A 24,348-nucleotide genomic window follows, 5' to 3' on the forward strand; every position below is an offset into this window, starting at 1 on the left:
GCGTTGGCCTTCTTGTTTGACGCAAACGAGGATCAGAAATCCAGGTTAGAAACCGCCAGCGCATTGCTCTCGATGAAGTCACGGCGAGGTTCGACCGCATCACCCATCAGGGTGTTGAAGATCTGGTCTGCGCCAATGGCGTCTTCGATAGTGACTTTCAGCATGCGGCGCACGCTTGGGTCCATGGTGGTTTCCCACAGCTGATCCGGGTTCATTTCGCCCAGACCTTTGTATCGCTGAATGGTATGGCGCTTGGTGCTTTCAGCCATCAGCCAGTCGAGGGCTTCCTTGAACTCGGTGACCGCTTTCTTGCGCTCGCCACGCTGGATGTACGCGCCTTCGTCGAGCAGCGTGCTCAGCTGAGCGCCGAGGGTGACGACGGTCTTGTAGTCGTTGCTGCCGAAGAAGTCGCGGTTGAAGGTGACGTAGTTCGACAGGCCGTGGGAGATCAGTTCGACCTCTGGCAGCCACACACCACGTTCACGGTCTTCACGCAGACTGGCCTTGTAGACCAGACCGGATTTTTCCACGGTACGCAGACGCGCTTCGTACTGGGCCAGCCACTCTTGCATCGCTGCATGGTCGCCGAGCTTTTCCAGGCTCACGGCCGGCAGGTAGATGAAGTGCTCGGTCAGTTCCTGCGGGTACAGGCGCGACAGACGCTTGAGGGTCTTCATCACCATGCGGAAGTCGTTCACCAGACGCTCGAGCGCTTCACCGGAAATGCCCGGGGCTTCTTCGTTCAGGTGCAGGCTCGCATCTTCCAGGGCCGACTGCGTCATGTACTCTTCCATGGCGTCGTCGTCTTTGATGTATTGCTCTTGCTTGCCTTTCTTGACCTTGTACAGCGGCGGCTGAGCGATGTAGATGTAGCCACGCTCGATCAGCTCCGGCAACTGACGGAAGAAGAAGGTCAGCAGCAGGGTACGGATGTGCGAACCGTCGACGTCAGCATCGGTCATGATGATGATGTTGTGATAACGCAGCTTGTCGATGTTGTACTCGTCGCGACCGATACCGCAGCCCAGTGCGGTGATCAAGGTGCCCACTTCCTGGGAAGAGATCATCTTGTCGAAACGGGCCTTCTCGACGTTGAGGATCTTGCCCTTCAACGGCAGGATCGCCTGGGTCTTGCGGTTACGTCCCTGCTTGGCAGAGCCGCCCGCGGAGTCACCTTCCACGAGGTACAGTTCGGACAGTGCCGGGTCTTTTTCCTGGCAGTCAGCGAGCTTGCCTGGCAGGCCGGCGATGTCCAGCGCGCCTTTGCGGCGGGTCATCTCACGGGCCTTGCGCGCGGCTTCACGGGCGCGAGCGGCATCGATCATCTTGCCGACAACCAGCTTGGCTTCGTTCGGGTTTTCCAGGAGGAAGTCGGAGAAGTACTTGCCCATTTCCTGTTCGACCGCGGTCTTCACTTCGGAAGAGACCAGCTTGTCTTTGGTCTGCGAGCTGAACTTCGGATCCGGCACCTTCACCGAGATGATCGCAGTCAGGCCTTCACGGGCATCGTCACCGGTGGTGGCGACTTTGTGCTTCTTCGCCAGGCCTTCCGCTTCGATGTAGGTGTTCAGGTTACGCGTCAGTGCCGAACGGAAACCCACCAGGTGAGTACCGCCGTCGCGCTGCGGAATGTTGTTGGTGAAGCACAACAGGTTCTCGTTGAAGCTGTCGTTCCACTGCAGGGCGATTTCCACGCCGATGCCGTCGTCACGCTGGATGTTGAAGTGGAACACCTGGTTGACCGCAGTCTTGTTGGTGTTCAGGTATTCAACGAACGCACGCAGACCGCCTTCGTACTTGAACAGCTCTTCCTTGCCGCTGCGCTCATCCTTGAGGACGATGCCGACACCGGAGTTGAGGAAGGACAGTTCACGAATACGCTTGGCCAGGATGTCCCAGCTGAAGTGGATATTCTTGAAGGTATCAGCCGAAGGCTTGAAGTGGATCTGGGTGCCGGTGGTTTCGCTGTCGCCAACGATCGCCATCGGCGCCTGAGGTACGCCGTGGACGTAGGTCTGTTCCCAGATCTTGCCGCTGCGGCGAACGGTCAGGACCAGTTCTTTGGACAACGCGTTCACAACCGACACACCTACACCGTGCAGGCCGCCGGATACCTTGTAAGAGTTGTCGTCGAACTTACCGCCAGCGTGCAGGACGGTCATGATGACCTCGGCGGCGGAAACGCCTTCCTCTTTGTGCACGTCTACCGGGATGCCACGGCCGTTGTCTTTAACGGTGATGGACTCATCCGGGTGGATGATGATGCTGATGTCGTCGCAGTGGCCGGCGAGGGCTTCGTCGATCGAGTTGTCGACCACCTCGAACACCATGTGGTGCAGACCGCTGCCATCGTCGGTGTCACCAATGTACATACCGGGACGTTTGCGTACGGCATCCAGGCCTTTCAGCACTTTAATGCTCGTTGAGTCGTACGTATTTTCTTCGCTCAATGCCTTCACTCCCGATGGTCGTGGGTCTGGGTGATACGGCCCTGTTCCACGTGGAACAGAGCGACTGGCGTTTCCGTCTGCCAGCCTTCCCTCAATAATTCGTGATCTACACAGGTGATGAACACCTGGCAGCGTAAGTCTTCCAGCAAGCGGCACAACGCGCGACGATGGTTCTCGTCCAACTCGGACGGCAAGTCATCCACCAGATAAATACACTGACCGCGTCGGGCTTGGCTGACCAGGTGCCCTTGGGCAATCCGCAGTGCACAGACCACTAACTTCTGCTGACCCCGGGACAAAATGTCCGCGGCGTTGTGTGCGCCCAATCTAAGACGCAAATCAGCCCGTTGCGGTCCGGCCTGGGTATGACCCATTTGCTGATCCCGTTGCAGGGATCCGGCCAGTACGGCGCTCAATTCCCGGTCTTTGTCCCAGCCTCGGTAATAGCTGAGCGTCAAACCTTCGAGCTCAACCAGTTCGCTCAAGGTTTGTTCAAAGACTGGTTTCAAGGCTTTGATGTAAGCGCGGCGGTATTCATCGATTTCAGCGCTGGCCTGGCACAGTTCCCTGTCCCAAACCGCTTGCGAAACGGCGTCAAGTGTACCATGCCGCAGCCAGGAGTTTCTCTGGCGCAAGGCCTTCTGCAAACGCTGCCAGGTGGCCATGAAGCGCGGTTCGACGTGGAACACGCCCCAGTCGAGGAACTGCCGGCGAATCTTCGGTGCACCTTCGAGCAAGCGGAAGCTGTCGGGGTTGATCAACTGCAGCGGCAGGATCTCCGCCAGTTGCGCGGCGCTACGGGCGTTCTGACCGTCGATACGAATCTGAAACTCGCCCTGACGATCGCGCGAGATTCCCAAAGCGCTATGGCCACCCTCGCCCAATTCAACCTGACCGAACACGGTACAGGCGAGCTGCTCATACTGGATGACCGGCAACAGACGCGTGCTGCGAAACGAACGGGCAAGCCCCAGCAGATGAATGGCTTCCAGAACACTGGTTTTGCCGCTGCCGTTGGCGCCGTAAAGAATGTTGATGCGGGGGGAGGGGGAGAAGGTCACCGGGTGCAGATTGCGCACCGCGGTGACCGAAACACGACTTAAGGACATCCAGGGTCAGCTGATTACAGACGCATCGGCATGACAACGTAAGCCGAATCGTCGTTGTCGGACTCTTGCACCAGCGCACTGCTGTTGGAGTCGGACAGGATCAGACGAACCTGCTCGGTGGTCATCACGCCCAGCACGTCGAGCAGATAGCTCACGTTGAAGCCTATTTCCAGCGAACCGCCGTTGTATTCAACGCCCACTTCTTCTTCCGCTTCTTCCTGCTCCGGGTTGTTGGCCTGGATCTTCAACTGACCGCTGGCCAGTTGCAGACGGATACCACGGTACTTTTCGTTGGAAAGAATCGCGGTACGGCTGAACGCTTCACGCAGGGCCTGGCGATCGCCCAATACCAGCTTGTCGCCGCCCTTCGGCAGAACGCGCTCGTAATCCGGGAATTTGCCGTCGACCAGTTTCGAGGTGAAAGTGAATTCGCCGGTGGTCGCACGGATGTGGTGCTGACCCAGCACGATGCTGACATTGCCGTCCGGCTCGGTGAGTAGACGCGCCAGTTCGAGAATACCTTTGCGCGGCACGATCACCTGGTGGCGATCCGGCTGGCCGATATCGGCTTTCATCGAGCACATGGCCAGACGGTGACCATCAGTAGCCACAGCACGGATGATGCCTTCGGAAACTTCCAGCAGCATACCGTTGAGGTAATAACGCACGTCCTGCTGGGCCATGGCGAAGCTGGTGCGTTCGATCAAACGTCGCAGTTTGCTTTGCTCAAGGCTGCAGGTCAGCGAGCCCGGACCTTCTTCAACGGTCGGGAAATCGTTGGCTGGCAGGGTCGACAGGGTGAAGCGGCTACGGCCAGCCTTCACGACCAGCTTCTGCTCGTCGACCTTGATGTCGATCAGCGCATCGTTGGGCAGGCTTTTGCAGATGTCCATCAGCTTGCGCGCAGGCACGGTGATGGAACCTGTCTCTGCCGGCTCCTCAAGTTGCACACGACCGACCAGTTCGACTTCCAGGTCGGTACCGGTCAGCGACAGTTGCTGGCCTTCGACTACCAACAGCACGTTGGACAGTACCGGCAAGGTCTGTCGACGCTCGACGACGCCTGCGACCAGTTGCAGGGGTTTCAACAGGGCTTCGCGTTGAATGGTGAAATGCATGGTCTAGTCCCTTGCCTTAATAAGCTGCGCTGGTGTTCATCAAGTTGTCAGTGTACGCAGCAGGTTCTTGTAGTCCTCGCGGATGTCCGCGTCGGATTCCTTAAGTTCGTTGATCTTGCGGCAGGCGTGCAACACGGTGGTGTGGTCACGGCCACCAAACACATCACCGATTTCCGGCAGGCTGTGGTTGGTCAGTTCCTTGGACAACGCCATGGCCACCTGACGCGGGCGTGCTACCGAGCGCGAGCGGCGCTTGGACAGCAAGTCCGAGATCTTGATCTTGTAGTACTCGGCGACGGTGCGCTGAATGTTATCCACAGAGACCAGTTTGTCCTGCAATGCCAACAGGTCTTTCAGGGATTCGCGAATCAACTCGATGGTGATGTCGCGGCCCATGAAGTGCGAGTGGGCGATCACGCGCTTTAGCGCGCCTTCCAGCTCACGGACGTTGGAGCGAATGCGTTGGGCAATGAAGAACGCGGCGTCGTGCGGCAAGTCGACTTTGGCCTGGTCGGCCTTCTTCATCAAGATCGCCACGCGGGTTTCCAGTTCCGGCGGCTCGACGGCAACCGTCAGACCCCAGCCGAAGCGGGATTTGAGACGCTCTTCAAGGCCTTCGATTTCTTTCGGGTAGCGGTCACTGGTGAGAATGACCTGCTGGCCACCTTCAAGCAGGGCGTTGAAGGTGTGGAAAAACTCTTCCTGCGAACGCTCCTTGCGGGCGAAGAACTGAATGTCGTCGATCAGCAAAGCATCCACCGAACGGTAGAAACGCTTGAACTCGTTGATCGCGTTCAGTTGCAGCGCTTTGACCATGTCGGCCACGAAACGCTCGGAATGCAGGTACACGACCTTGGCATTCGGGTTCTTCTTTAATAGATGGTTACCCACCGCATGCATCAAGTGAGTTTTACCCAGGCCGACGCCACCATAAAGGAACAGTGGGTTGTAACCATGCTTGGGATTGTCCGCCACTTGCCAGGCCGCCGCACGGGCGAGCTGGTTGGATTTACCTTCGACGAAGTTTTCGAAGGTAAAGGTGCGGTTCAGGTAACTGGTGTGCTTGAGCGCACCTTCGACCTGCACGGTGCGCTGTTCTGCGCGGACCGGGGCCTGTTGTGAGGCAGCACCGGACATCGGATCGAAGCTGTCACGCGATGGCTCGTCACTGATTTCAACGGATTTCTGCGTCGAGCGCTTGGCCGGCGCAGGCGTCGACACAGGAGCCTGCGTATTGGCAGGCGCGCCCGTGTTTACCTGGGCCTGGGAAACCTGTGCGGCAGCCAGCGGTGCATTCGGTGCGGCACGTGGGGCCGAGCTGCGTTTGCTGCCTATTAATAAGGAAAGCGCCGGCGCCATGCCGTTGCCATGCTCATCCAGCAGTTCAAGGACGCGGCCCAGGTACTTTTCGTTGACCCAGTCCAGCACAAAACGGTTCGGTGCGTAGACGCGCAACTCGTCGCCTTCGGCTTCGACCTGTAGTGGACGGATCCAGGTGTTGAATTGTTGGGCAGGCAGCTCCTCGCGCAAAAGCTCCACGCACTGCTGCCAAAGTTCCACTGACACGGATATCCCCTAAGTTGAAAGCCGGTGAGGCAAAAACAAGCGGCCATTGTAGCGGCGAGCCGCCCACTTATCCACATGCAGGTAGTCAGCTGCGCATGATTTATCAATGCGTTAAATGACAACAAAGCGACCAACGGTGTGTGAATAAGCTCTGTGGATAACCCGCTCTAAGGGCACTGGACAACTGGGGGTTGAACTCGGTGGATAACCTGCCTGTGGATAACAGCCCATTCCACACACAGGTTATCCGACAGTGCAGCACAGGCTGAACACGGTTTTCCACTGTAGTTGTCATCCTCTGTACATCAGGTGAAACAAGGCCTGAGAGCAGTTATACACAGAAGATGGTGGCCCTAGCTTTTATAAGCTTTACAGAAAAGCTTTAAATAATTCCCTTCTTTATTTTTATATTTGGCGAACAGGCTGTCAGCCCAAGAAGGCATCGAGATCTATTTATAAGGAAACGCTGGTTGGAAATTGACCTGAAGGCTTGCTTTCTCTAGAATCCCCGGTCTCTTAAAACGGGGGCCATTCCGGCCCGTTGTGGACGAACCAGGTAACACGACAATGAAACGTACTTTCCAACCAAGCACTATCAAACGCGCCCGTACCCACGGTTTCCGTGCTCGCATGGCTACCAAGAACGGCCGTGCAGTCCTGTCGCGTCGCCGCGCCAAAGGTCGTGCGCGTCTGGCAGTTTGATAATCCGGTACTGGAGGTGAGTCAGGACTTCAGTCGGGAAAAGCGTCTGCTTACCCCCCGGCATTTCAAGGCAGTCTTTGACTCCCCTACCGGCAAGGTTCCGGGGAAAAATCTCCTGCTCCTAGCACGCAACAACGATCTTGATCACCCCCGTCTCGGGCTGGTTATCGGGAAAAAGAGCGTAAAGCTCTCCGTTGAGCGCAATCGCCTCAAACGTTTGATGCGCGAATCATTCCGTCTGCACCAGGATTCACTGGTCGGCTGGGATATCGTTATCGTCGCGCGCAAAGGTCTGGGCGATGTAGAAAACCCCGAATTGATTCAGCATTTCGGCAAGCTCTGGAAGCGTCTGGCACGCAGCAAGCCAGTTCCAGAAGTCAAAACCGAAACTGTAGGGGTAGACAGTCCTGATGCGTAAACTGGCCCTCGTTCCGATCCAGTTTTATCGCTATGCCATTAGTCCTTTGATGGCCAGTCATTGTCGTTTCTACCCCAGTTGTTCCTGCTACGCGTATGAAGCCATTGAAAATCATGGCCTTCTGCGCGGTGGCTGGCTGACCTTTCGTCGTTTAGGTCGCTGTCATCCGTGGAATCCCGGTGGTTATGACCCGGTTCCACCTATCCCTACCTCCCGTTCTTCTTCGATGGCCGAGTAATCATGGATATCAAACGCACGATCCTGATCGTCGCCCTGGCAATCGTGGCCTACGTTATGGTCCTTAAATGGAACCAGGACTACGGTCAGGCTGCCCTGCCGACTCAGAATGTTGCTTCCAGTACGACTACATCCGGTTTGCCGGACACCGCCACTGGCAATAATGCTGCCGCCAGTGACGATATTCCGCGCGCCGCTAGCGATACCAGCGCACCTGCCGAAACACCGGTAGCCGCCAGCAAGGATCTGATCCAGATCAAAACCGACGTGCTCGATCTCGCGATCGATCCACAAGGTGGCGACGTTGCCCAACTGACCTTGCCTCTGTATCCACGTCGTCAGGATCGTCCTGATGTTCCGTTCCAGCTGTTCGATAACGGCGGCGAACGTGTTTATCTGGCACAAAGCGGTCTGATCGGCACCAATGGCCCGGATGCAAATCCTGCCGGTCGTCCGGTTTACTCCTCGGAGAAGAAGACTTATCAACTGGCTGACGGTCAGGACCAACTGGTCGTAGACCTGAAGTTCAGCAAGGACGGCGTCAATTACATCAAGCGTTTCACTCTGAAACGCGGCCTGTATGACGTAGCCGTTTCCTACATTGTGGATAACCAGAGCGCTCAGCCCTGGAACGGCGCAATGTTTGCTCAGTTGAAGCGCGATAACAGCGCCGATCCTTCGTCCACAACCGCTACTGGCACCGCGACTTACCTGGGCGCCGCCCTGTGGACAAGTTCGGAGCCGTACAAGAAAGTGTCCATGAAGGACATGGACAAGGCGCAGCTGAAAGAAACCGTCACCGGTGGTTGGGTAGCCTGGCTGCAACACTACTTCGTGACTGCGTGGATTCCGGCGAAGGGCGAAAACAATGTCGTCCAGACGCGTAAAGACAGCAAAGGCAACTACATCATCGGTTACACCGGTCCGACACTGACCGCTGCTCCGGGTGCCAAAGTTGAAACCAGCGCTGTGCTGTACGCCGGTCCGAAAAGCCAGGCTGTGCTGAAACAGTTGTCCCCGGGTCTGGAACTGACCGTCGACTACGGCATTCTGTGGTTCATTGCCCAGCCAATCTTCTGGCTGCTGCAACACATCCACGCCATCGTCGGTAACTGGGGCTGGTCGATCATTTTCCTGACCATGCTGATCAAGGGTCTGTTCTTCCCTCTGTCGGCTGCCAGCTACAAATCGATGGCGCGCATGCGTGCCGTTGCACCGAAACTGGCTGCACTGAAAGAACAGCATGGCGATGACCGGCAGAAAATGTCGCAATCCATGATGGAGCTGTACAAGAAAGAGAAGATCAATCCGCTGGGCGGCTGCTTGCCTATCCTCGTGCAGATGCCGGTTTTCCTCTCGCTGTACTGGGTTCTGCTGGAAAGCGTGGAAATGCGCCAAGCGCCGTTCATGCTGTGGATCACTGACCTGTCAATTAAGGATCCGTTCTTCATTCTGCCGATCATCATGGGCGCAACCATGTTCATCCAGCAGCAGTTGAACCCGACTCCGCCGGATCCGATGCAGGCGAAGGTCATGAAAATGATGCCAATCATCTTCACCTTCTTCTTCCTGTGGTTCCCGGCTGGTCTGGTGCTGTACTGGGTAGTGAACAACTGCCTGTCCATCACCCAACAGTGGTACATCACGCGTAAGATCGAACGGGCTACCAAAGCAGCCGCTTGATTTACACTGTGGATAACCACTCAAAACGCCCCCTAGTGGGGCGTTTTGCTATCTGTCATTTTTGTCTGGATTCCGGTTAATGAGCGTACCTCGTGAAACCATCGCTGCTGTCGCCACCGCTCAAGGTCGCGGCGGTGTCGGCATCGTCCGTATTTCCGGGCCGCTGGCCAGCGTTGCCGCACAAGCCATCAGCGGCCGCGCACTGAAACCGCGTTACGCCCATTACGGGCCGTTTTTCAGTGATGACCAGCAAGTGCTCGATGAAGGTCTGGCGCTGTATTTCCCGGGGCCGAACTCGTTCACCGGTGAAGACGTGCTGGAACTGCAGGGCCACGGCGGCCCGATCGTTCTGGATATGTTGCTCAAACGTTGTCTGGAACTGGGCTGCCGTCTGGCGCGTCCGGGGGAATTCAGCGAACGCGCGTTCCTCAATGACAAACTCGACCTGGCACAGGCCGAGGCGATTGCCGATTTGATCGAAGCCAGTTCTGCACAGGCTGCGCGTAATGCGTTGCGCTCATTACAAGGCGCTTTTTCCCAGCGTGTGCATAACCTCACCGAACAGCTGATCGGGTTGCGTATCTACGTCGAAGCCGCCATCGACTTCCCGGAAGAAGAAATCGACTTTCTCGCCGATGGTCATGTTTTGAGCATGCTCGACAAAGTTCGCAGTGAGTTATCCACTGTGCTGCGCGAAGCCGGGCAGGGTGCTTTGCTAAGAGATGGCATGACGGTGGTGATTGCCGGCCGTCCGAACGCTGGTAAATCGAGCCTGCTCAATGCCCTGGCCGGACGTGAAGCGGCGATTGTTACCGAGATTGCCGGCACTACTCGGGACATCCTGCGGGAACATATTCACATCGACGGCATGCCGCTGCACGTTGTCGATACTGCAGGCTTACGTGATACCGATGATCAGGTGGAAAAGATCGGCGTCGAGCGAGCGCTGAAAGCCATCGGTGAAGCCGATCGGGTTTTGCTGGTAGTCGATGCAACCGCACCGGAAGCGCTCGATCCGTTTGCGTTGTGGCCGGAATTCCTCGAAACCCGCCCGGATCCGGCAAAAGTTACCCTGATCCGTAATAAAGCCGATCTGACCGGGGAAGCAATTGCCCTGGAAACCAGTGAAGATGGCCATGTGACGATCAGTTTGAGCGCCAAATCAGCCGGTGAAGGGCTGGATCTGTTGCGCGACCATCTCAAAGCCTGCATGGGCTACGAGCAGACGTCTGAAAGCAGTTTCAGCGCTCGCCGCCGCCACCTTGAAGCGTTGCGCCACGCCAGCGCAGCCCTTGAACACGGTCGCGCACAACTGACTCTGGCGGGTGCCGGCGAGTTGCTGGCCGAAGACCTGCGTCAGGCTCAGCACTCTCTAGGGGAAATCACCGGGGCATTCAGCTCTGATGATCTGCTGGGACGGATCTTTTCCAGCTTCTGTATCGGTAAATAAACCTTCCGCTATCCACAGACAGGTCCATTCGCGACCTGTCTGCACCTCCTCTTTCTCCAAACCTTTCTCCAGCCGGGCAGATTCCTCTCCCTGAGCGGATTTCTCGTGCCCGCTATTTCATCATTTTCCGGATTTCCGTGGATTAAGCCCTGTGAATAACTGCCACTGAGGTCGGTTGATAACAGGGCTTCAAAACTGGATATAACCGCCCCTGTGGATAACAAGCTCTTTCATCCACAGGCTTAGACCGGTTATCCAAGCCCCTCATTGGCACCTGAACACAGGGTTTTGAAACTCTGTACATATTGAATATAAAGGCCCGTAGCAATCTATCCACAGAAAGTCGCCTCAGTAGAAATAAACATAAAAACAAAGGTTTTATAAATTTCTCTCTTTTTTATTCTTTTAACCTCGAGTTCTCCACAGCTGGTTAAATTTTGTGCAAAGGGTTCTTTAGGAAGGGCGAAGTCCCTATACTTGTCGACCAGGTCCAAAAACCTGATCTCAAACTATTCCTGAATTACCTACTTAAGCAGGCACGAGGTGCGTGGTGGATTTCCCTTCCCGTTTTGAAGTGATCGTCATCGGCGGCGGTCATGCCGGTACCGAGGCAGCACTGGCCTCAGCACGTATGGGGGCAAAAACCCTGTTGCTGACGCATAACGTGGAAACCCTCGGTGCCATGAGTTGCAACCCGGCCATCGGTGGCATTGGCAAAAGCCATCTGGTCAAGGAAATCGATGCCCTTGGCGGCGCGATGGCCATGGCTACCGACAAGGGCGGCATCCAGTTTCGCGTGTTGAACAGCCGCAAAGGCCCAGCCGTACGAGCAACCCGTGCGCAAGCCGACCGGATTCTGTACAAAGCCGCTGTCCGCGAAATTCTCGAAAACCAGCCGAACCTGTGGATATTTCAACAAGCCGCTGACGACCTGATCGTCGAGCAGGAACAAGTCCGTGGTGTGGTCACACAAATGGGTCTGCGTTTCCTTGCTGATTCAGTGGTATTGACCACCGGTACGTTCCTCGGCGGACTTATCCACATCGGGTTGCAGAATTTTTCTGGTGGTCGCGCCGGTGATCCGCCGTCGATCGCCCTGGCTCACCGTCTGCGTGAAATGCCATTGCGTGTCGGTCGCCTGAAAACCGGCACCCCGCCGCGTATCGATGGCAAGTCTGTGGATTTCTCGGTGATGACCGAGCAGCCGGGCGATACGCCGATCCCGGTGATGTCGTTCATGGGCAACAAAGAACAGCATCCACGCCAGGTCAGCTGCTGGATTACTCACACGAACGCCCGCACCCACGAAATCATCGCGGCGAACCTCGATCGTTCGCCGATGTATTCCGCTGCCGGTGAAATCGAAGGCATCGGCCCGCGCTATTGCCCGTCGATCGAAGACAAGATCCACCGCTTTGCCGACAAGGAAAGCCATCAGGTGTTCATCGAACCGGAAGGTTTGACCACCCACGAGCTGTATCCGAACGGGATATCCACAAGCTTGCCGTTCGACGTGCAATTGCAGATCGTGCAATCGATTCGCGGCATGGAAAACGCGCACATCGTGCGTCCGGGTTACGCGATCGAATACGACTACTTCGATCCGCGCGATCTGAAGTACAGCCTCGAAACCAAAGTCATCGGCGGTCTGTTCTTCGCCGGGCAAATCAATGGCACCACCGGTTACGAAGAAGCTGGCGCCCAAGGTTTGCTCGCGGGTGCCAACGCCGCACTGCGCGCCAAGGGCAAAGAAGCCTGGTGCCCACGTCGCGATGAAGCGTACATCGGCGTATTGGTCGACGACCTGATCACCCTCGGCACTCAAGAGCCGTACCGCATGTTCACTTCGCGTGCCGAGTACCGCCTGATCCTGCGTGAAGACAACGCCGACCTGCGTCTGACCGAAAAAGGCCGCGAGCTCGGCCTGGTCGATGACGCGCGTTGGGCGGCCTTCTGCAAGAAACGCGAAAGCATCGAACTCGAAGAGCAACGCCTGAAAAGCACTTGGGTTCGCCCGAATACGCAGCAAGGCGATGCGATTGCCGAAAAATTCGGCACGCCGCTGACTCACGAATACAACTTGCTCAATCTCTTGAGTCGTCCGGAAATCGACTACGCTGGTCTGGTCGAAGTGACCGGCAACGGCGCCGAAGATCCACAGGTCGCCGAGCAGGTTGAAATCAAGACCAAGTACGCCGGTTACATCGACCGTCAACAGGACGAAATCGCCCGTCTGCGCGCCAGCGAAGACACTAAATTGCCTGTGGATATCGATTACACCAACATTTCCGGTCTCTCCAAGGAGATCCAGAGCAAGCTCGGCGCGACTCGTCCAGAGACGCTTGGCCAGGCTTCGCGGATCCCGGGCGTGACCCCGGCAGCGATTTCGCTGTTGATGATTCATTTGAAAAAACGCGGCGCGGGCCGTCAGTTGGAGCAAAGCGCTTGAGTTCTAAGGTCACTTCGCAACACGCCGAAGAGTTATCCACAGGAGCCCGCGAGCTCGGTGTCAATCTCACTGAACCCCAGCACGAACTGCTGCTGGGTTATCTGGCCCTGTTGATCAAATGGAACCAGGCCTACAACCTGACCGCCGTGCGTGATCCGGACGAAATGGTCTCGCGGCACTTGCTCGATAGTCTCAGCGTGATGTCGTTCATCGAAAACGGCCGTTGGCTCGACGTCGGCAGCGGCGGCGGCATGCCGGGGATCCCGTTGGCGATCCTGTATCCGGACGCGCAAGTGACCTGTCTGGACAGCAACGGCAAGAAAACCCGCTTCCTGACCCAGGTCAAACTCGAACTCAAACTGGATAACCTGCAAGTTATCCACAGTCGTGTTGAAGCCTTCCAGCCTGCACAGCCGTTCAACGGGATCATTTCCCGGGCGTTCAGCAGCATGGAGAACTTCACCAACTGGACTCGCCACCTCGGCGATGCCGATACACGCTGGCTGGCAATGAAGGGCGTTCATCCGGCCGATGAGCTGGTAGCATTGCCGGCAGACTTCAAACTCGATAGCGAACACGCCCTGGCCGTACCCGGTTGCCAAGGCCAACGCCATCTGCTGATACTGCGCCGCACGGCATGATTGGGAACACAAGCAAGAATGGCTAAGGTATTCGCGATAGCGAACCAAAAGGGTGGTGTGGGCAAGACCACCACCTGCATCAACCTCGCAGCATCCCTGGTCGCGACCAAGCGCCGGGTGCTGTTGATCGATCTCGATCCACAGGGCAACGCCACCATGGGTAGCGGTGTGGATAAACACGGCCTGGAAAATTCGGTCTATGACCTGCTGATCGGCGAATGCGATCTGGCCCAGGCCATGCACTATTCCGAACATGGCGGTTATCAACTGCTGCCGGCCAACCGCGATCTGACGGCGGCCGAAGTGGTGCTGCTGGAAATGCAAATGAAGGAAAGCCGTCTGCGCAGCGCGCTGGCGCCGATCCGTGAAAACTACGATTACATTTTGATCGACTGCCCGCCGTCGCTGTCGATGCTGACGCTGAACGCATTGGTCGCCGCTGACGGGGTCATTATCCCCATGCAGTGCGAGTACTTTGCGCTCGAAGGTCTCAGCGACCTTGTGGATAACATCAAGCGCATCGCCGAGTTGTTGAACCCGAACCTGAAAGTCGAAGGCCTGCTGCGGACCATGTATGACCCGCGTCTGAGCCTGATGAATGACGTTTCGGCACAGCTCAAGGAACACTTCGGCGAGCAGCTGTATGACACGGTGATTCCTCGCAACATCCGCCTGGCCGAAGCGCCGAGCTATGGCATGCCGGCACTGGCCTACGACAAGCAATCGCGTGGCGCCCTGGCTTATCTGGCCCTGGCCGGCGAGATGGTTCGCCGTCAGCGCAAAAATTCACGCATCGCCGCCGCTCAGGCAACTTAAGGAATCCCCATGGCCGTCAAGAAACGAGGTCTCGGACGTGGACTGGATGCACTGCTGAGTGGTCCGACCGTCAGCGCGCTGGAAGAACAGGCCGCGCAAGCTGACACCCGTGAGCTGCAGCACCTGCCGCTGGATCTGCTGCAGCGTGGCAAGTACCAGCCGCGCCGGGACATGGATCCGCAGGCGCTGGAAGAGCTGGCGCTGTCGATCAAGGCACAAGGCGTGATGCAGCCGATCGTGGTTCGCCCGATTGGCGGTGGCCGCTTTGAAATCATCGCCGGTGAACGCCGCTGGCGCGCGAGCCAGCAAGCCGGGCAGGAAACCATCCCGGCGATGGTCCGTGATGTACCGGATGAAACCGCGATCGCCATCGCGCTGATCGAGAACATCCAGCGTGAAGACCTCAACCCGATCGAAGAAGCGGTAGCCCTGCAGCGTTTGCAGCAGGAATTCCAGCTGACCCAGCAGCAGGTCGCCGAAGCTGTGGGCAAGTCCCGCGTCACCGTGGCCAACCTGTTGCGTCTGATTGCACTGCCGGAAGTCATCAAGACCATGTTGTCCCACGGCGACCTGGAAATGGGTCATGCCCGTGCATTGCTCGGTCTGCCAGAGAATCAGCAGGTGGAAGGGGCGCGACATGTTGTCGCACGCGGCCTCACTGTGCGCCAAACTGAAGCACTGGTTCGCCAGTGGTTGAGTGGCAAACCGGAGCCTGTGGAAGCCACCAAACCCGACCCGGATATCGCCCGCCTCGAACAGCGTCTGGCCGAGCGCCTAGGCTCTGCGGTGCAGATTCGCCACGGCAAGAAGGGAAAAGGTCAGTTGGTGATCGGTTACAACTCCCTCGATGAGCTTCAAGGTGTGCTCGCGCACATTCGCTGAAACATTTCCTCATGTAGCGCGCAGTCGGAAATCACTACCTGACAGTTGAATAGGGGCAGAACCGCCCCTATACTCTGCGCGCATTTTGTCGGCACAAATTATGCCAAGTTATTGAATTCTGGCAGCCGACCATTGGAGAGCAAATGTGATGGAAACCCGCAAGCCAAACCGCCTGCCGTTCCATCGCCTGGCGGTTTTTCCGGTGTTGATGGCTCAATTTGTCATTTTGTTCATTGCCGCTTTGGCGCTTTGGCAATGGCATGGAGTCGTTGCCGGATACTCGGGACTTTGCGGAGGCCTGATAGCCTTGCTGCCCAATGTTTATTTCGCTCACAAGGCATTTCGGTTTTCCGGCGCCCGAGCAGCCCAGTCCATCGTCCGGTCTTTTTATGCCGGCGAGGCAGGCAAACTGATTTTGACAGCAGTGCTTTTTGCGCTGGTGTTTGCAGGTGTGAAGCCACTGGCGCCGATAGCTGTATTCGGCGTGTTCGTGCTGACTCAGTCGGTCAGCTGGTTCGCTCCCCTGCTGATGAGAACAAGACTTTCGAGACCTTAGGGCGTTTGAGGCAACCATGGCAGAAACAACCGCTTCGGGCTATATCCAGCACCACTTGCAGAACCTGACCTTCGGTCAGCTACCTAACGGCGGCTGGGGCTTTGCCCATACCGCAGCAGAAGCCAAGGAAATGGGCTTCTGGGCTTTCCACGTCGATACTCTCGGCTGGTCGGTCGCGTTGGGTCTGATCTTCGTTTTTCTTTTCCGCATGGCGGCAAAGAAGGCGACTTCGGGTCAGCCGGGTGCTTTGCAGAACTTCGTTGAAGTATTGGTCGAATTCGTCGATGGCAGCGTGAAAGACAGCTTCCATGGCCGTAGCCCGGTGATTGCACCGCTGGCACTGACCATCTTCGTCTGGGTGTTCCTGATGAACGCCGTCGACCTGATCCCGGTCGACTGGATTCCTCAGCTGGCCATCCTGATCACCGGTGATCACCACATCCCGTTCCGCGCCGTGTCGACTACCGACCCGAACGCGACCCTGGGCATGGCGTTGTCGGTTTTCGCGCTGATCATTTTCTATAGCATCAAGGTCAAGGGCATCGGCGGCTTCATCGGCGAACTGACCCTGCACCCGTTCGGCAGCAAGAACATCTTCGTTCAAGCCCTGCTGATCCCGGTGAACTTCCTGCTGGAATTCGTGACCCTGATCGCCAAGCCGATCTCTCTGGCTCTGCGTCTGTTCGGCAACATGTATGCCGGCGAGCTGGTGTTCATTCTGATCGCTGTGATGTTCGGCAGCGGTCTGCTCTGGCTGAGCGGCCTGGGCGTTGTTCTGCAGTGGGCTTGGGCTGTGTTCCACATCCTGATCATCACCCTGCAGGCGTTCATCTTCATGATGCTGACCATCGTCTACCTGTCGATGGCGCACGAAGAAAACCATTAAGACCAGTCTCGACTAGTCTGATGTCCTTCCCGGTCAAACGGGAAGGGGCTCTTCACAGGGCACCTGAAACGATTTGTTTTACCGCTTTAATCTAAAAAACCTAAACCATACGACGTAAAAGTCGGGAGGAAAGATGGAAACTGTAGTTGGTCTAACCGCTATCGCTGTTGCACTGTTGATCGGCCTGGGCGCACTGGGTACCGCAATTGGTTTCGGCCTGCTGGGCGGCAAGTTCCTGGAAGGCGCAGCGCGTCAGCCAGAAATGGTTCCAATGCTGCAAGTTAAAATGTTCATCGTTGCCGGTCTGCTCGACGCCGTAACCATGATCGGTGTTGGTATCGCTCTGTTCTTCACCTTTGCGAACCCGTTCGTTGGTCAGATCGCTGGCTAATTACCCGGATTCTTCCGAGTAATTTGATGTGATGGACAACGTAACTGCGAGGTGTTGGCGTGAACATTAATGCGACCCTGATTGGCCAGTCCGTTGCGTTCCTGATTTTTGTACTGTTCTGCATGAAGTATGTATGGCCTCCGGTCATCACTGCCCTGCACGAACGTCAAAAGAAGATCGCTGATGGTCTGGACGCTGCCAGCCGTGCAGCTCGCGACCTGGAGTTGGCCCAAGAAAAAGCGGGTCAGCAACTGCGCGAAGCGAAAGCTCAGGCAGCTGAAATCATCGAGCAAGCCAAGAAACGCGGTAACCAGATTGTCGAAGAGGCCGTTGAAAAGGCCCGTGTCGACGCTGACCGTGTGAAGGTTCAGGCTCAAGCCGAGATCGAACAGGAACTGAACAGTGTCAAAGACAAGCTGCGCGCCCAAGTGGGCATGCTGGCTGTCGGCGGCGCCGAGAAGATCCTGGGTGCCACAATCGATCAAAACGCGCACGCAGAGCTGGTTAACCAACTGGCTGCTGAAATCTAAGCGAGGGCGATCATGGCAGAACTGACCACGTTGGCCCGACCTTACGCTAAGGCGGCCTTCGAGCACGCTCAGGCCCACCAGCAACTGGCCAATTGGTCAGCCATGCTCGGCCTGGCTGCAGCGGTGTCACAAGATGACACCATGCAGCGCGTGCTCAAGGCCCCGCGACTGACGAGCGCAGAAAAGGCCGCCACGTTTATTGACGTGTGCGGCGACAAGTTTGATGCCAAGGCACAGAACTTCATCAATGTCGTTGCCGAAAACGACCGTCTCCCGCTTTTGCCGGAGATTGCCGCTCTTTTCGACCTGTACAAGGCCGAACAAGAGAAGTCGGTAGACGTTGAAGTGACCAGTGCTTTTGCATTGAACCAAGAACAGCAAGACAAACTCGCCAAGGTTCTCAGTGCACGACTCAACCGGGAAGTGCGCCTGCAAGTTGCGGAGGATGCTGCCCTTATAGGTGGTGTCGTTATCCGCGCCGGCGACCTGGTTATCGATGGCTCGATTCGCGGCAAAATCGCGAAACTTGCCGAAGCATTGAAATCTTGAGTTTGAAGGGGCAGCAGAGCAATGCAGCAACTCAATCCTTCCGAAATAAGTGAAATTATCAAGGGCCGCATCGACAAGCTCGATGTGACCTCCCAAGCCCGTAACGAAGGCACTGTCGTCAGCGTATCTGACGGCATCGTGCGGATTCACGGTCTGGCCGACGTAATGTACGGCGAGATGATCGAGTTTCCGGGCGGCGTCTACGGTATGGCCCTCAACCTTGAGCAAGACTCCGTAGGTGCCGTTGTACTGGGCGCTTACCAGTCTCTGGCTGAAGGCATGAGCGCCAAGTGCACTGGCCGCATCCTCGAAGTTCCTGTTGGTAAGGAACTGCTGGGTCGCGTAGTCGACGCACTGGGTAACCCTGTTGACGGCAAAGGTCCACTGGGCAACACCTTGACCGACGCGGTCGAGAAAGTTGCACCGGGCGTGATCTGGCGTAAGTCGGTAGACCAGCCTGTACAGACTGGCTACAAGGCTGTCGATGCCATGATTCCTGTCGGCCGTGGCCAGCGTGAGCTGATCATCGGTGACCGTCAGATCGGTAAAACCGCTCTGGCGATCGACGCGATCATCAACCAGAAAGACAGCGGCATTTTCTGCGTCTACGTAGCAATCGGTCAGAAACAATCGACCATCGCCAACGTGGTTCGCAAGCTGGAAGAAAACGGCGCCCTGGCCAACACGATCATCGTGGCTGCCAGTGCTTCGGAATCTCCTGCGCTGCAATTCCTGGCACCGTACTCCGGTTGCACCATGGGTGAATTCTTCCGCGACCGCGGTGAAGACGCGCTGATCGTTTATGACGATCTGTCCAAGCAAGCAGTGGCTTACCGCCAGATTTCCCTGCTGCTGCGCCGTCCACCAGGCCGTGAAGCTTACCCAGGCGACGTGTTCTATCTCCACTCCCGTCTGCTGGAGCGCGCATCCCGCGTTTCGGAAGAATACGTAGAGAAGTTCACCAACGGCGCAGTGACCGGCAAAACCGGTTCCCTGACCGCACTGCCGATCATCGAAACCCAGGCTGGCGACGTTTCCGCGTTCGTTCCGACCAACGTGATTTCGATCACCGACGGTCAGATCTTCCTGGAATCGGCCATGTTCAACTCGGGCATCCGCCCTGCAGTGAACGCCGGTGTTTCGGTATCCCGTGTGGGTGGTGCCGCTCAGACCAAGATCATCAAGAAGCTCTCCGGTGGTATCCGTACCGCTCTGGCTCAGTACCGTGAACTGGCGGCATTCGCCCAGTTCGCTTCTGACCTGGACGAAGCGACCCGTAAGCAACTTGAGCATGGTCAGCGCGTTACCGAGCTGATGAAGCAGAAGCAATACGCACCAATGTCGATCGCTGACATGGCGCTGTCGCTGTATGCCGCTGAGCGTGGGTTCCTGACTGACATTGAAATCGCCAAGATCGGCAGCTTCGAACAAGCGCTGATCGCTTTCTTCAACCGCGATCACGCCGATTTGATGGCCAAGATCAACGTTAAAGGTGACTTCAATGACGAAATCGACGCTGGCATGAAAGCCGGTATCGAGAAGTTCAAGGCCACCCAAACCTGGTAAGCCGCAGCGGGAGCCGCGAGGCTCCCGCTTGCTAACCTGATAGGTGTTACATGGCAGGCGCAAAAGAGATTCGCAGTAAGATTGCGAGCATCAAAAGCACGCAAAAGATTACCAGCGCCATGGAAAAAGTGGCGGTAAGCAAAATGCGCAAGGCACAAATGCGCATGGCTGCTAGCCGTCCTTATGCGGAACGTATCCGCCAGGTAATTGGGCATCTGGCCAACGCCAACCCGGAATACCGCCACCCGTTCATGATCGACCGCGAAATCAAGCGTGTGGGTTATGTTGTGGTGAGCAGTGACCGTGGTTTGTGCGGCGGCTTGAACACCAACCTGTTCAAGGCCCTGGTCAAGGACATGGCGGTAAACCGCGAAAACGGCGTCGAGATTGATCTGTGTGTCGTTGGTAGCAAGGGTGCGGCCTTTTTCCGCAACTTCGGCGGTAACGTCGTTGCAGCTATCAGCCACCTGGGTGAAGAGCCGTCGATCAATGACTTGATCGGCAGCGTCAAGGTGATGCTGGATGCCTACCTGGACGGCCGTATTGACCGCCTGTCCGTGGTGTCCAACAAATTCATCAACACCATGACGCAACAGCCTACCGTGGAGCAATTGATTCCACTGGTGGCCACCCCGGATCAGGATCTCAAGCACCACTGGGACTATCTCTACGAACCGGATGCCAAAGAGCTGCTTGACGGCTTGATGGTCCGCTACGTTGAGTCGCAGGTCTATCAGGCGGTGGTCGAGAACAACGCGGCTGAACAAGCTGCGCGGATGATCGCGATGAAGAACGCTACCGACAACGCCGGTGATTTGATCAGCGATTTGCAGCTGATCTACAACAAGGCGCGTCAGGCTGCGATCACCCAAGAGATCTCGGAAATCGTCGGCGGCGCTGCCGCGGTTTAACGGTTCAAATATTCAGAGGATCCAGCTATGAGTAGCGGACGTATCGTTCAAATCATCGGCGCCGTTATCGACGTGGAATTTCCACGCGACAGCGTACCGAGCATCTACAACGCTTTGAAAGTAAAAAGCGATGCCGGCACCACTCTGGAAGTTCAGCAGCAGCTGGGCGACGGCGTGGTTCGTACCATTGCGATGGGTTCCACCGAAGGCTTGAAGCGCGGTCTGGAAGTTACCGACTCTGGCGCAGCCATCTCCGTACCGGTCGGTAAAGCGACCCTGGGCCGGATCATGGACGTCCTCGGTAACCCGATCGACGAAGCTGGCCCGATCGACACCGAAGAGCGTTGGGGCATTCACCGCCCAGCACCTTCGTTCGCTGAGCAAGCAGGCGGCAACGACCTGCTGGAAACCGGCATCAAGGTTATCGACCTGGTTTGCCCGTTTGCCAAAGGCGGTAAAGTCGGTCTGTTCGGTGGTGCCGGTGTAGGCAAAACCGTAAACATGATGGAACTGATCCGTAACATCGCCATCGAGCACAGCGGTTACTCCGTGTTCGCCGGTGTGGGCGAGCGTACCCGTGAGGGTAACGACTTCTACCACGAGATGAAGGACTCCAACGTTCTGGACAAAGTGGCACTGGTTTACGGTCAGATGAACGAGCCGCCGGGTAACCGTCTGCGCGTAGCACTGACCGGCCTGACCATGGCCGAGAAGTTCCGTGACGAAGGTAACGACGTTCTGCTGTTCGTCGACAACATCTATCGTTACACCCTGGCCGGTACTGAAGTATCCGCACTGCTGGGCCGTATGCCTTCGGCAGTAGGTTACCAGCCGACCCTGGCTGAAGAGATGGGCGTTCTGCAAGAACGTATCACTTCGACCAAGGAAGGTTCGATCACTTCGATCCAAGCGGTATACGTACCTGCGGATGACTTGACCGACCCGTCGCCAGCGACCACCTTCGCCCACTTGGACGCCACCGTCGTTCTGTCCCGTGACATCGCTTCCCTGGGTATCTACCCAGCGGTAGATCCACTGGATTCGACTTCGCGCCAGCTGGACCCGAACGTAATCGGCCAGGACCACTACGACACCGCTCGCGGCGTTCAGTACGTTCTGCAACGTTACAAAGAGCTGAAGGACATCATCGCGATCCTGGGTATGGACGAGCTGTCGGAAGCCGACAAGCAGTTGGTAAACCGTGCTCGTAAGATCCAGCGCTTCTTGTCGCAGCCGTTCTTCGTGGCTGAAGTCTTCACCGGTGCTTCGGGTAAATACGTTTCCCTGAAAGACACCATTGCTGGCTTCAAAGGCATCCTCAACGGTGACTACGACCACCTGCCAGAACAAGCGTTCTACATGGTTGGCGGCATCGAAGAAGCGATCGAGAAAGCCAAGAAACTGTAATCCCGGCGCCCGGCAACGGGCGCTAATTTAGGTTGAGGCAATCAGATGGCTATGACAGTCCATTGCGATATCGTCAGCGCGGAAGGGGAAATCTTTTCCGGCCTGGTCGAGATGGTGATTGCGCACGGTGCACTGGGTGATCTTGGTATCGCTCTGGGTCACGCGCCGCTGATCACTAATCTCAAGCCGGGTCCGATCCGCCTGATCAAGCAAGGCGGGGAGCCTGAGGTGTTCTACATCTCCGGTGGTTTCCTCGAGGTTCAGCCGAACATGGTCAAGGTGCTTGCCGATACCGTGCAACGTGCCGCCGATCTGGATGAAGCTCAGGCTCAAGCAGCTCTCAAAGCTGCCGAGCATGCTCTGCATGAAAAAGGCGCTGATTTCGACTACAGCGCTGCGTCAGCACGTCTGGCCGAGGCAGCAGCTCAGCTGCGCACCGTCCAGCAGATCCGCAAGAAGTTTGGCGGTTAATCCGTCAGCCACTTGTTGTGCGATTGATAAAAAAGGGTAGCCTCGGCTACCCTTTTTTCTTTTCCGAATTCCAAAAACCCGGTCGCAGTTGCTGACCACCCAGGATTGGTAGCCAGTCATGTCTCTTGAAATCGTTATCCTCGCGGCCGGTCAAGGCACTCGTATGCGTTCGGCATTGCCGAAGGTGTTGCACCCGATTGCCGGCAATTCCATGCTGGGCCATGTTATCCACAGCGCCCGGCAACTCGATCCGCAACGCATTCACGTGGTCATCGGCCACGGTGCCGACGTGGTGCGCGAACGTCTGGCGGCTGATGACCTGAATTTCGTCCTGCAGGACAAGCAACTCGGTACCGGCCACGCCACTGCTCAGGCTGTGCCGTTCATTACTGCCGACACTGTGCTGATCCTCTACGGCGACGTGCCATTGATCGAAGTCGAAACCCTGCAACGTCTGCTCAAACAAGTCGTTCCCGGGCAAATGGGCCTGCTCACCGTTGAGCTGGATGACCCGACCGGCTATGGCCGCATCGTTCGCGATGCCGGAGGCAAGGTCACGGCAATCGTTGAGCATAAAGATGCCAGCGAAGCACAACGCGCGATTACCGAAGGCAACACCGGCATTCTCGCTGTCCCGGCCAATCGTCTGGCCGACTGGATGAGCCGCCTGTCCAACAACAACGCTCAGGGCGAGTACTACCTGACCGACGTGATCGAAATGGCGGTCAGTGACGGTCTGGTGGTTGCCACCGAACAACCGCATGATGCAATGGAAGTGCAGGGCGCCAATGACCGCAAGCAACTGTCCGAGCTGGAGCGTCATTACCAGTTGCGCGCTGGCCGTCGTTTGATGGCGCAAGGCGTGACCCTGCGTGACCCGGCGCGCTTCGATGTGCGTGGCGAAGTCACCGTAGGTCGCGACGTGCTGATCGATATCAACGTCATCCTCGAAGGTAACGTTGTTATCGAAGACGACGTGGAGATCGGCCCGAACTGTGTGATCAAGGACAGCACCTTGCGTAGAGGCGTGGTGATCAAGGCCAACAGTCATATTGAAGGCGCTGTTCTCGGCGAGGGCAGCGATGCCGGCCCATTTGCGCGCCTGCGTCCTGGCACCGTGCTCGAAGCGCGGGCGCATGTGGGTAACTTTGTTGAACTGAAAAATGCCCACATGGGCGAAGGCGCAAAGGCCGGTCACCTGACCTACCTGGGCGATGCCGAAATCGGCGCGCGCACCAACATCGGCGCTGGCACCATCACCTGCAACTACGATGGCGCCAACAAGTGGAAAACCGTGTTGGGCGCGGATGTGTTCATCGGCTCCAACAACTCGTTGGTAGCGCCTGTGGATATCTCTGCCGGTGCGACCACGGCGGCGGGGTCGACCATTACGCAGAATGTGGATAACGCGCAGTTGGCGGTTGGGCGTGCGCGGCAGAAGAATATCGATGGCTGGAAGAGGCCGGAGAAGATCAAGAAGGGCTGAGTTATCCACAGTCTCACTTAGCCACAAAAATCCAATGTGGGAGCGGGCTTGCTCGCGAATGCGATATATCAGTC

At 56.9% G+C, this 24,348-nt stretch carries 23 protein-coding genes; 19 read left to right on the plus strand and 4 right to left on the minus strand.

Annotation, left to right across the window (positions count from 1 at the left end; genetic code table 11):
• Positions 1 to 32: 32 nt before the first annotated feature.
• From gyrB to dnaA, 4 genes are read right to left on the minus strand one after another with little or no spacing between them, the layout of a single operon-like run.
• Positions 33 to 2,450, minus strand: a complete 2,418-nt coding sequence (gene gyrB / locus QOL84_RS19325; RefSeq protein ID WP_129386943.1) for a DNA topoisomerase (ATP-hydrolyzing) subunit B — start codon at positions 2,448 to 2,450, stop codon at positions 33 to 35.
• A gap of 5 nt (positions 2,451 to 2,455) precedes the next feature.
• Positions 2,456 to 3,559: a DNA replication/repair protein RecF gene (gene recF, locus QOL84_RS19330; protein ID WP_283438230.1), complete on the minus strand. Its 1,104-nt coding sequence runs from the start codon at positions 3,557 to 3,559 to the stop codon at positions 2,456 to 2,458.
• 14 nt (positions 3,560 to 3,573) lie between these two features.
• A complete protein-coding gene (gene dnaN, locus QOL84_RS19335; RefSeq protein ID WP_007911887.1) occupies positions 3,574 to 4,677 on the minus strand; it encodes a DNA polymerase III subunit beta in 1,104 nt (367 codons plus the stop codon).
• Between the two features lie 39 nt (positions 4,678 to 4,716).
• Positions 4,717 to 6,243, minus strand: coding sequence for a chromosomal replication initiator protein DnaA (gene dnaA / locus QOL84_RS19340; protein ID WP_283438231.1), 1,527 nt, complete (start codon positions 6,241 to 6,243; stop codon positions 4,717 to 4,719).
• A 567-nt stretch (positions 6,244 to 6,810) separates the two neighbouring features.
• On the opposite strand from dnaA, the gene rpmH reads away from it, so the two are divergent.
• From rpmH to glmU, 19 genes are all read left to right on the plus strand, one after another.
• The gene (gene rpmH, locus QOL84_RS19345; protein WP_003213577.1) at positions 6,811 to 6,945 is read left to right on the plus strand and encodes a 50S ribosomal protein L34; all 135 of its coding nucleotides are present in this window, start codon (positions 6,811 to 6,813) and stop codon (positions 6,943 to 6,945) included.
• Positions 6,946 to 6,961: 16 nt separating this feature from the next.
• Positions 6,962 to 7,363, plus strand: a complete 402-nt coding sequence (rnpA, locus tag QOL84_RS19350; RefSeq protein ID WP_042704971.1) for a ribonuclease P protein component — start codon at positions 6,962 to 6,964, stop codon at positions 7,361 to 7,363.
• Positions 7,356 to 7,601 carry a membrane protein insertion efficiency factor YidD gene (gene yidD, locus QOL84_RS19355; RefSeq protein WP_010465488.1) on the plus strand — a complete coding sequence of 82 codons (246 nt, stop codon included), beginning with the start codon at positions 7,356 to 7,358 and terminating at the stop codon, positions 7,599 to 7,601. The genes rnpA and yidD overlap by 8 nt, the downstream gene beginning before the upstream one ends.
• 2 nt (positions 7,602 to 7,603) lie before the next feature.
• On the plus strand, positions 7,604 to 9,283 hold the full coding sequence (yidC, locus tag QOL84_RS19360) for a membrane protein insertase YidC (protein ID WP_129386930.1): 1,680 nt from the start codon (positions 7,604 to 7,606) through the stop codon (positions 9,281 to 9,283).
• Positions 9,284 to 9,362: 79 nt separating this feature from the next.
• Positions 9,363 to 10,733 carry a tRNA uridine-5-carboxymethylaminomethyl(34) synthesis GTPase MnmE gene (mnmE, locus tag QOL84_RS19365; RefSeq protein ID WP_129386927.1) on the plus strand — a complete coding sequence of 457 codons (1,371 nt, stop codon included), beginning with the start codon at positions 9,363 to 9,365 and terminating at the stop codon, positions 10,731 to 10,733.
• A gap of 550 nt (positions 10,734 to 11,283) precedes the next feature.
• On the plus strand, positions 11,284 to 13,182 hold the full coding sequence (gene mnmG, locus QOL84_RS19370; RefSeq protein WP_129386924.1) for a tRNA uridine-5-carboxymethylaminomethyl(34) synthesis enzyme MnmG: 1,899 nt from the start codon (positions 11,284 to 11,286) through the stop codon (positions 13,180 to 13,182).
• A complete protein-coding gene (gene rsmG / locus QOL84_RS19375) occupies positions 13,179 to 13,823 on the plus strand; it encodes a 16S rRNA (guanine(527)-N(7))-methyltransferase RsmG (protein ID WP_283438232.1) in 645 nt (214 codons plus the stop codon). Before mnmG ends, rsmG begins: the two co-directional genes overlap by 4 nt.
• 18 nt (positions 13,824 to 13,841) lie before the next feature.
• A complete protein-coding gene (locus QOL84_RS19380) occupies positions 13,842 to 14,639 on the plus strand; it encodes a ParA family protein (RefSeq protein WP_007911909.1) in 798 nt (265 codons plus the stop codon).
• A gap of 9 nt (positions 14,640 to 14,648) precedes the next feature.
• Positions 14,649 to 15,521: a ParB/RepB/Spo0J family partition protein gene (locus tag QOL84_RS19385; protein ID WP_129386921.1), complete on the plus strand. Its 873-nt coding sequence runs from the start codon at positions 14,649 to 14,651 to the stop codon at positions 15,519 to 15,521.
• Between the two features lie 148 nt (positions 15,522 to 15,669).
• The gene (locus QOL84_RS19390; RefSeq protein WP_129386918.1) at positions 15,670 to 16,077 is read left to right on the plus strand and encodes a F0F1 ATP synthase subunit I; all 408 of its coding nucleotides are present in this window, start codon (positions 15,670 to 15,672) and stop codon (positions 16,075 to 16,077) included.
• 16 nt (positions 16,078 to 16,093) lie between these two features.
• Positions 16,094 to 16,963 (plus strand): F0F1 ATP synthase subunit A, encoded by an 870-nt coding sequence (atpB, locus tag QOL84_RS19395; protein WP_008084413.1) that lies wholly within the window; start codon positions 16,094 to 16,096, stop codon positions 16,961 to 16,963.
• A 133-nt stretch (positions 16,964 to 17,096) separates the two neighbouring features.
• On the plus strand, positions 17,097 to 17,354 hold the full coding sequence (atpE, locus tag QOL84_RS19400) for a F0F1 ATP synthase subunit C (RefSeq protein WP_003097235.1): 258 nt from the start codon (positions 17,097 to 17,099) through the stop codon (positions 17,352 to 17,354).
• A 59-nt stretch (positions 17,355 to 17,413) separates the two neighbouring features.
• Entirely contained in the window at positions 17,414 to 17,884 is a 471-nt protein-coding gene (locus QOL84_RS19405) for a F0F1 ATP synthase subunit B (RefSeq protein WP_008084415.1), read from the plus strand.
• A 12-nt stretch (positions 17,885 to 17,896) separates the two neighbouring features.
• Positions 17,897 to 18,433: a F0F1 ATP synthase subunit delta gene (locus QOL84_RS19410; protein ID WP_007911956.1), complete on the plus strand. Its 537-nt coding sequence runs from the start codon at positions 17,897 to 17,899 to the stop codon at positions 18,431 to 18,433.
• Positions 18,434 to 18,454: 21 nt separating this feature from the next.
• The gene (gene atpA / locus QOL84_RS19415) at positions 18,455 to 19,999 is read left to right on the plus strand and encodes a F0F1 ATP synthase subunit alpha (protein WP_007911958.1); all 1,545 of its coding nucleotides are present in this window, start codon (positions 18,455 to 18,457) and stop codon (positions 19,997 to 19,999) included.
• A gap of 50 nt (positions 20,000 to 20,049) precedes the next feature.
• Positions 20,050 to 20,910 carry a F0F1 ATP synthase subunit gamma gene (atpG, locus tag QOL84_RS19420; protein WP_007911960.1) on the plus strand — a complete coding sequence of 287 codons (861 nt, stop codon included), beginning with the start codon at positions 20,050 to 20,052 and terminating at the stop codon, positions 20,908 to 20,910.
• 27 nt (positions 20,911 to 20,937) lie between these two features.
• Positions 20,938 to 22,317 (plus strand): F0F1 ATP synthase subunit beta, encoded by a 1,380-nt coding sequence (gene atpD, locus QOL84_RS19425; RefSeq protein ID WP_016984062.1) that lies wholly within the window; start codon positions 20,938 to 20,940, stop codon positions 22,315 to 22,317.
• A 45-nt stretch (positions 22,318 to 22,362) separates the two neighbouring features.
• Positions 22,363 to 22,788: a F0F1 ATP synthase subunit epsilon gene (locus QOL84_RS19430; RefSeq protein WP_007911962.1), complete on the plus strand. Its 426-nt coding sequence runs from the start codon at positions 22,363 to 22,365 to the stop codon at positions 22,786 to 22,788.
• 118 nt (positions 22,789 to 22,906) lie between these two features.
• Positions 22,907 to 24,274 carry a bifunctional UDP-N-acetylglucosamine diphosphorylase/glucosamine-1-phosphate N-acetyltransferase GlmU gene (gene glmU, locus QOL84_RS19435; protein WP_283438233.1) on the plus strand — a complete coding sequence of 456 codons (1,368 nt, stop codon included), beginning with the start codon at positions 22,907 to 22,909 and terminating at the stop codon, positions 24,272 to 24,274.
• The last annotated feature ends 74 nt before the right edge of the window (positions 24,275 to 24,348 follow it).

Source organism: Pseudomonas helmanticensis (assembly GCF_900182985.1).
Classification (GTDB): domain Bacteria; phylum Pseudomonadota; class Gammaproteobacteria; order Pseudomonadales; family Pseudomonadaceae; genus Aquipseudomonas; species Aquipseudomonas helmanticensis.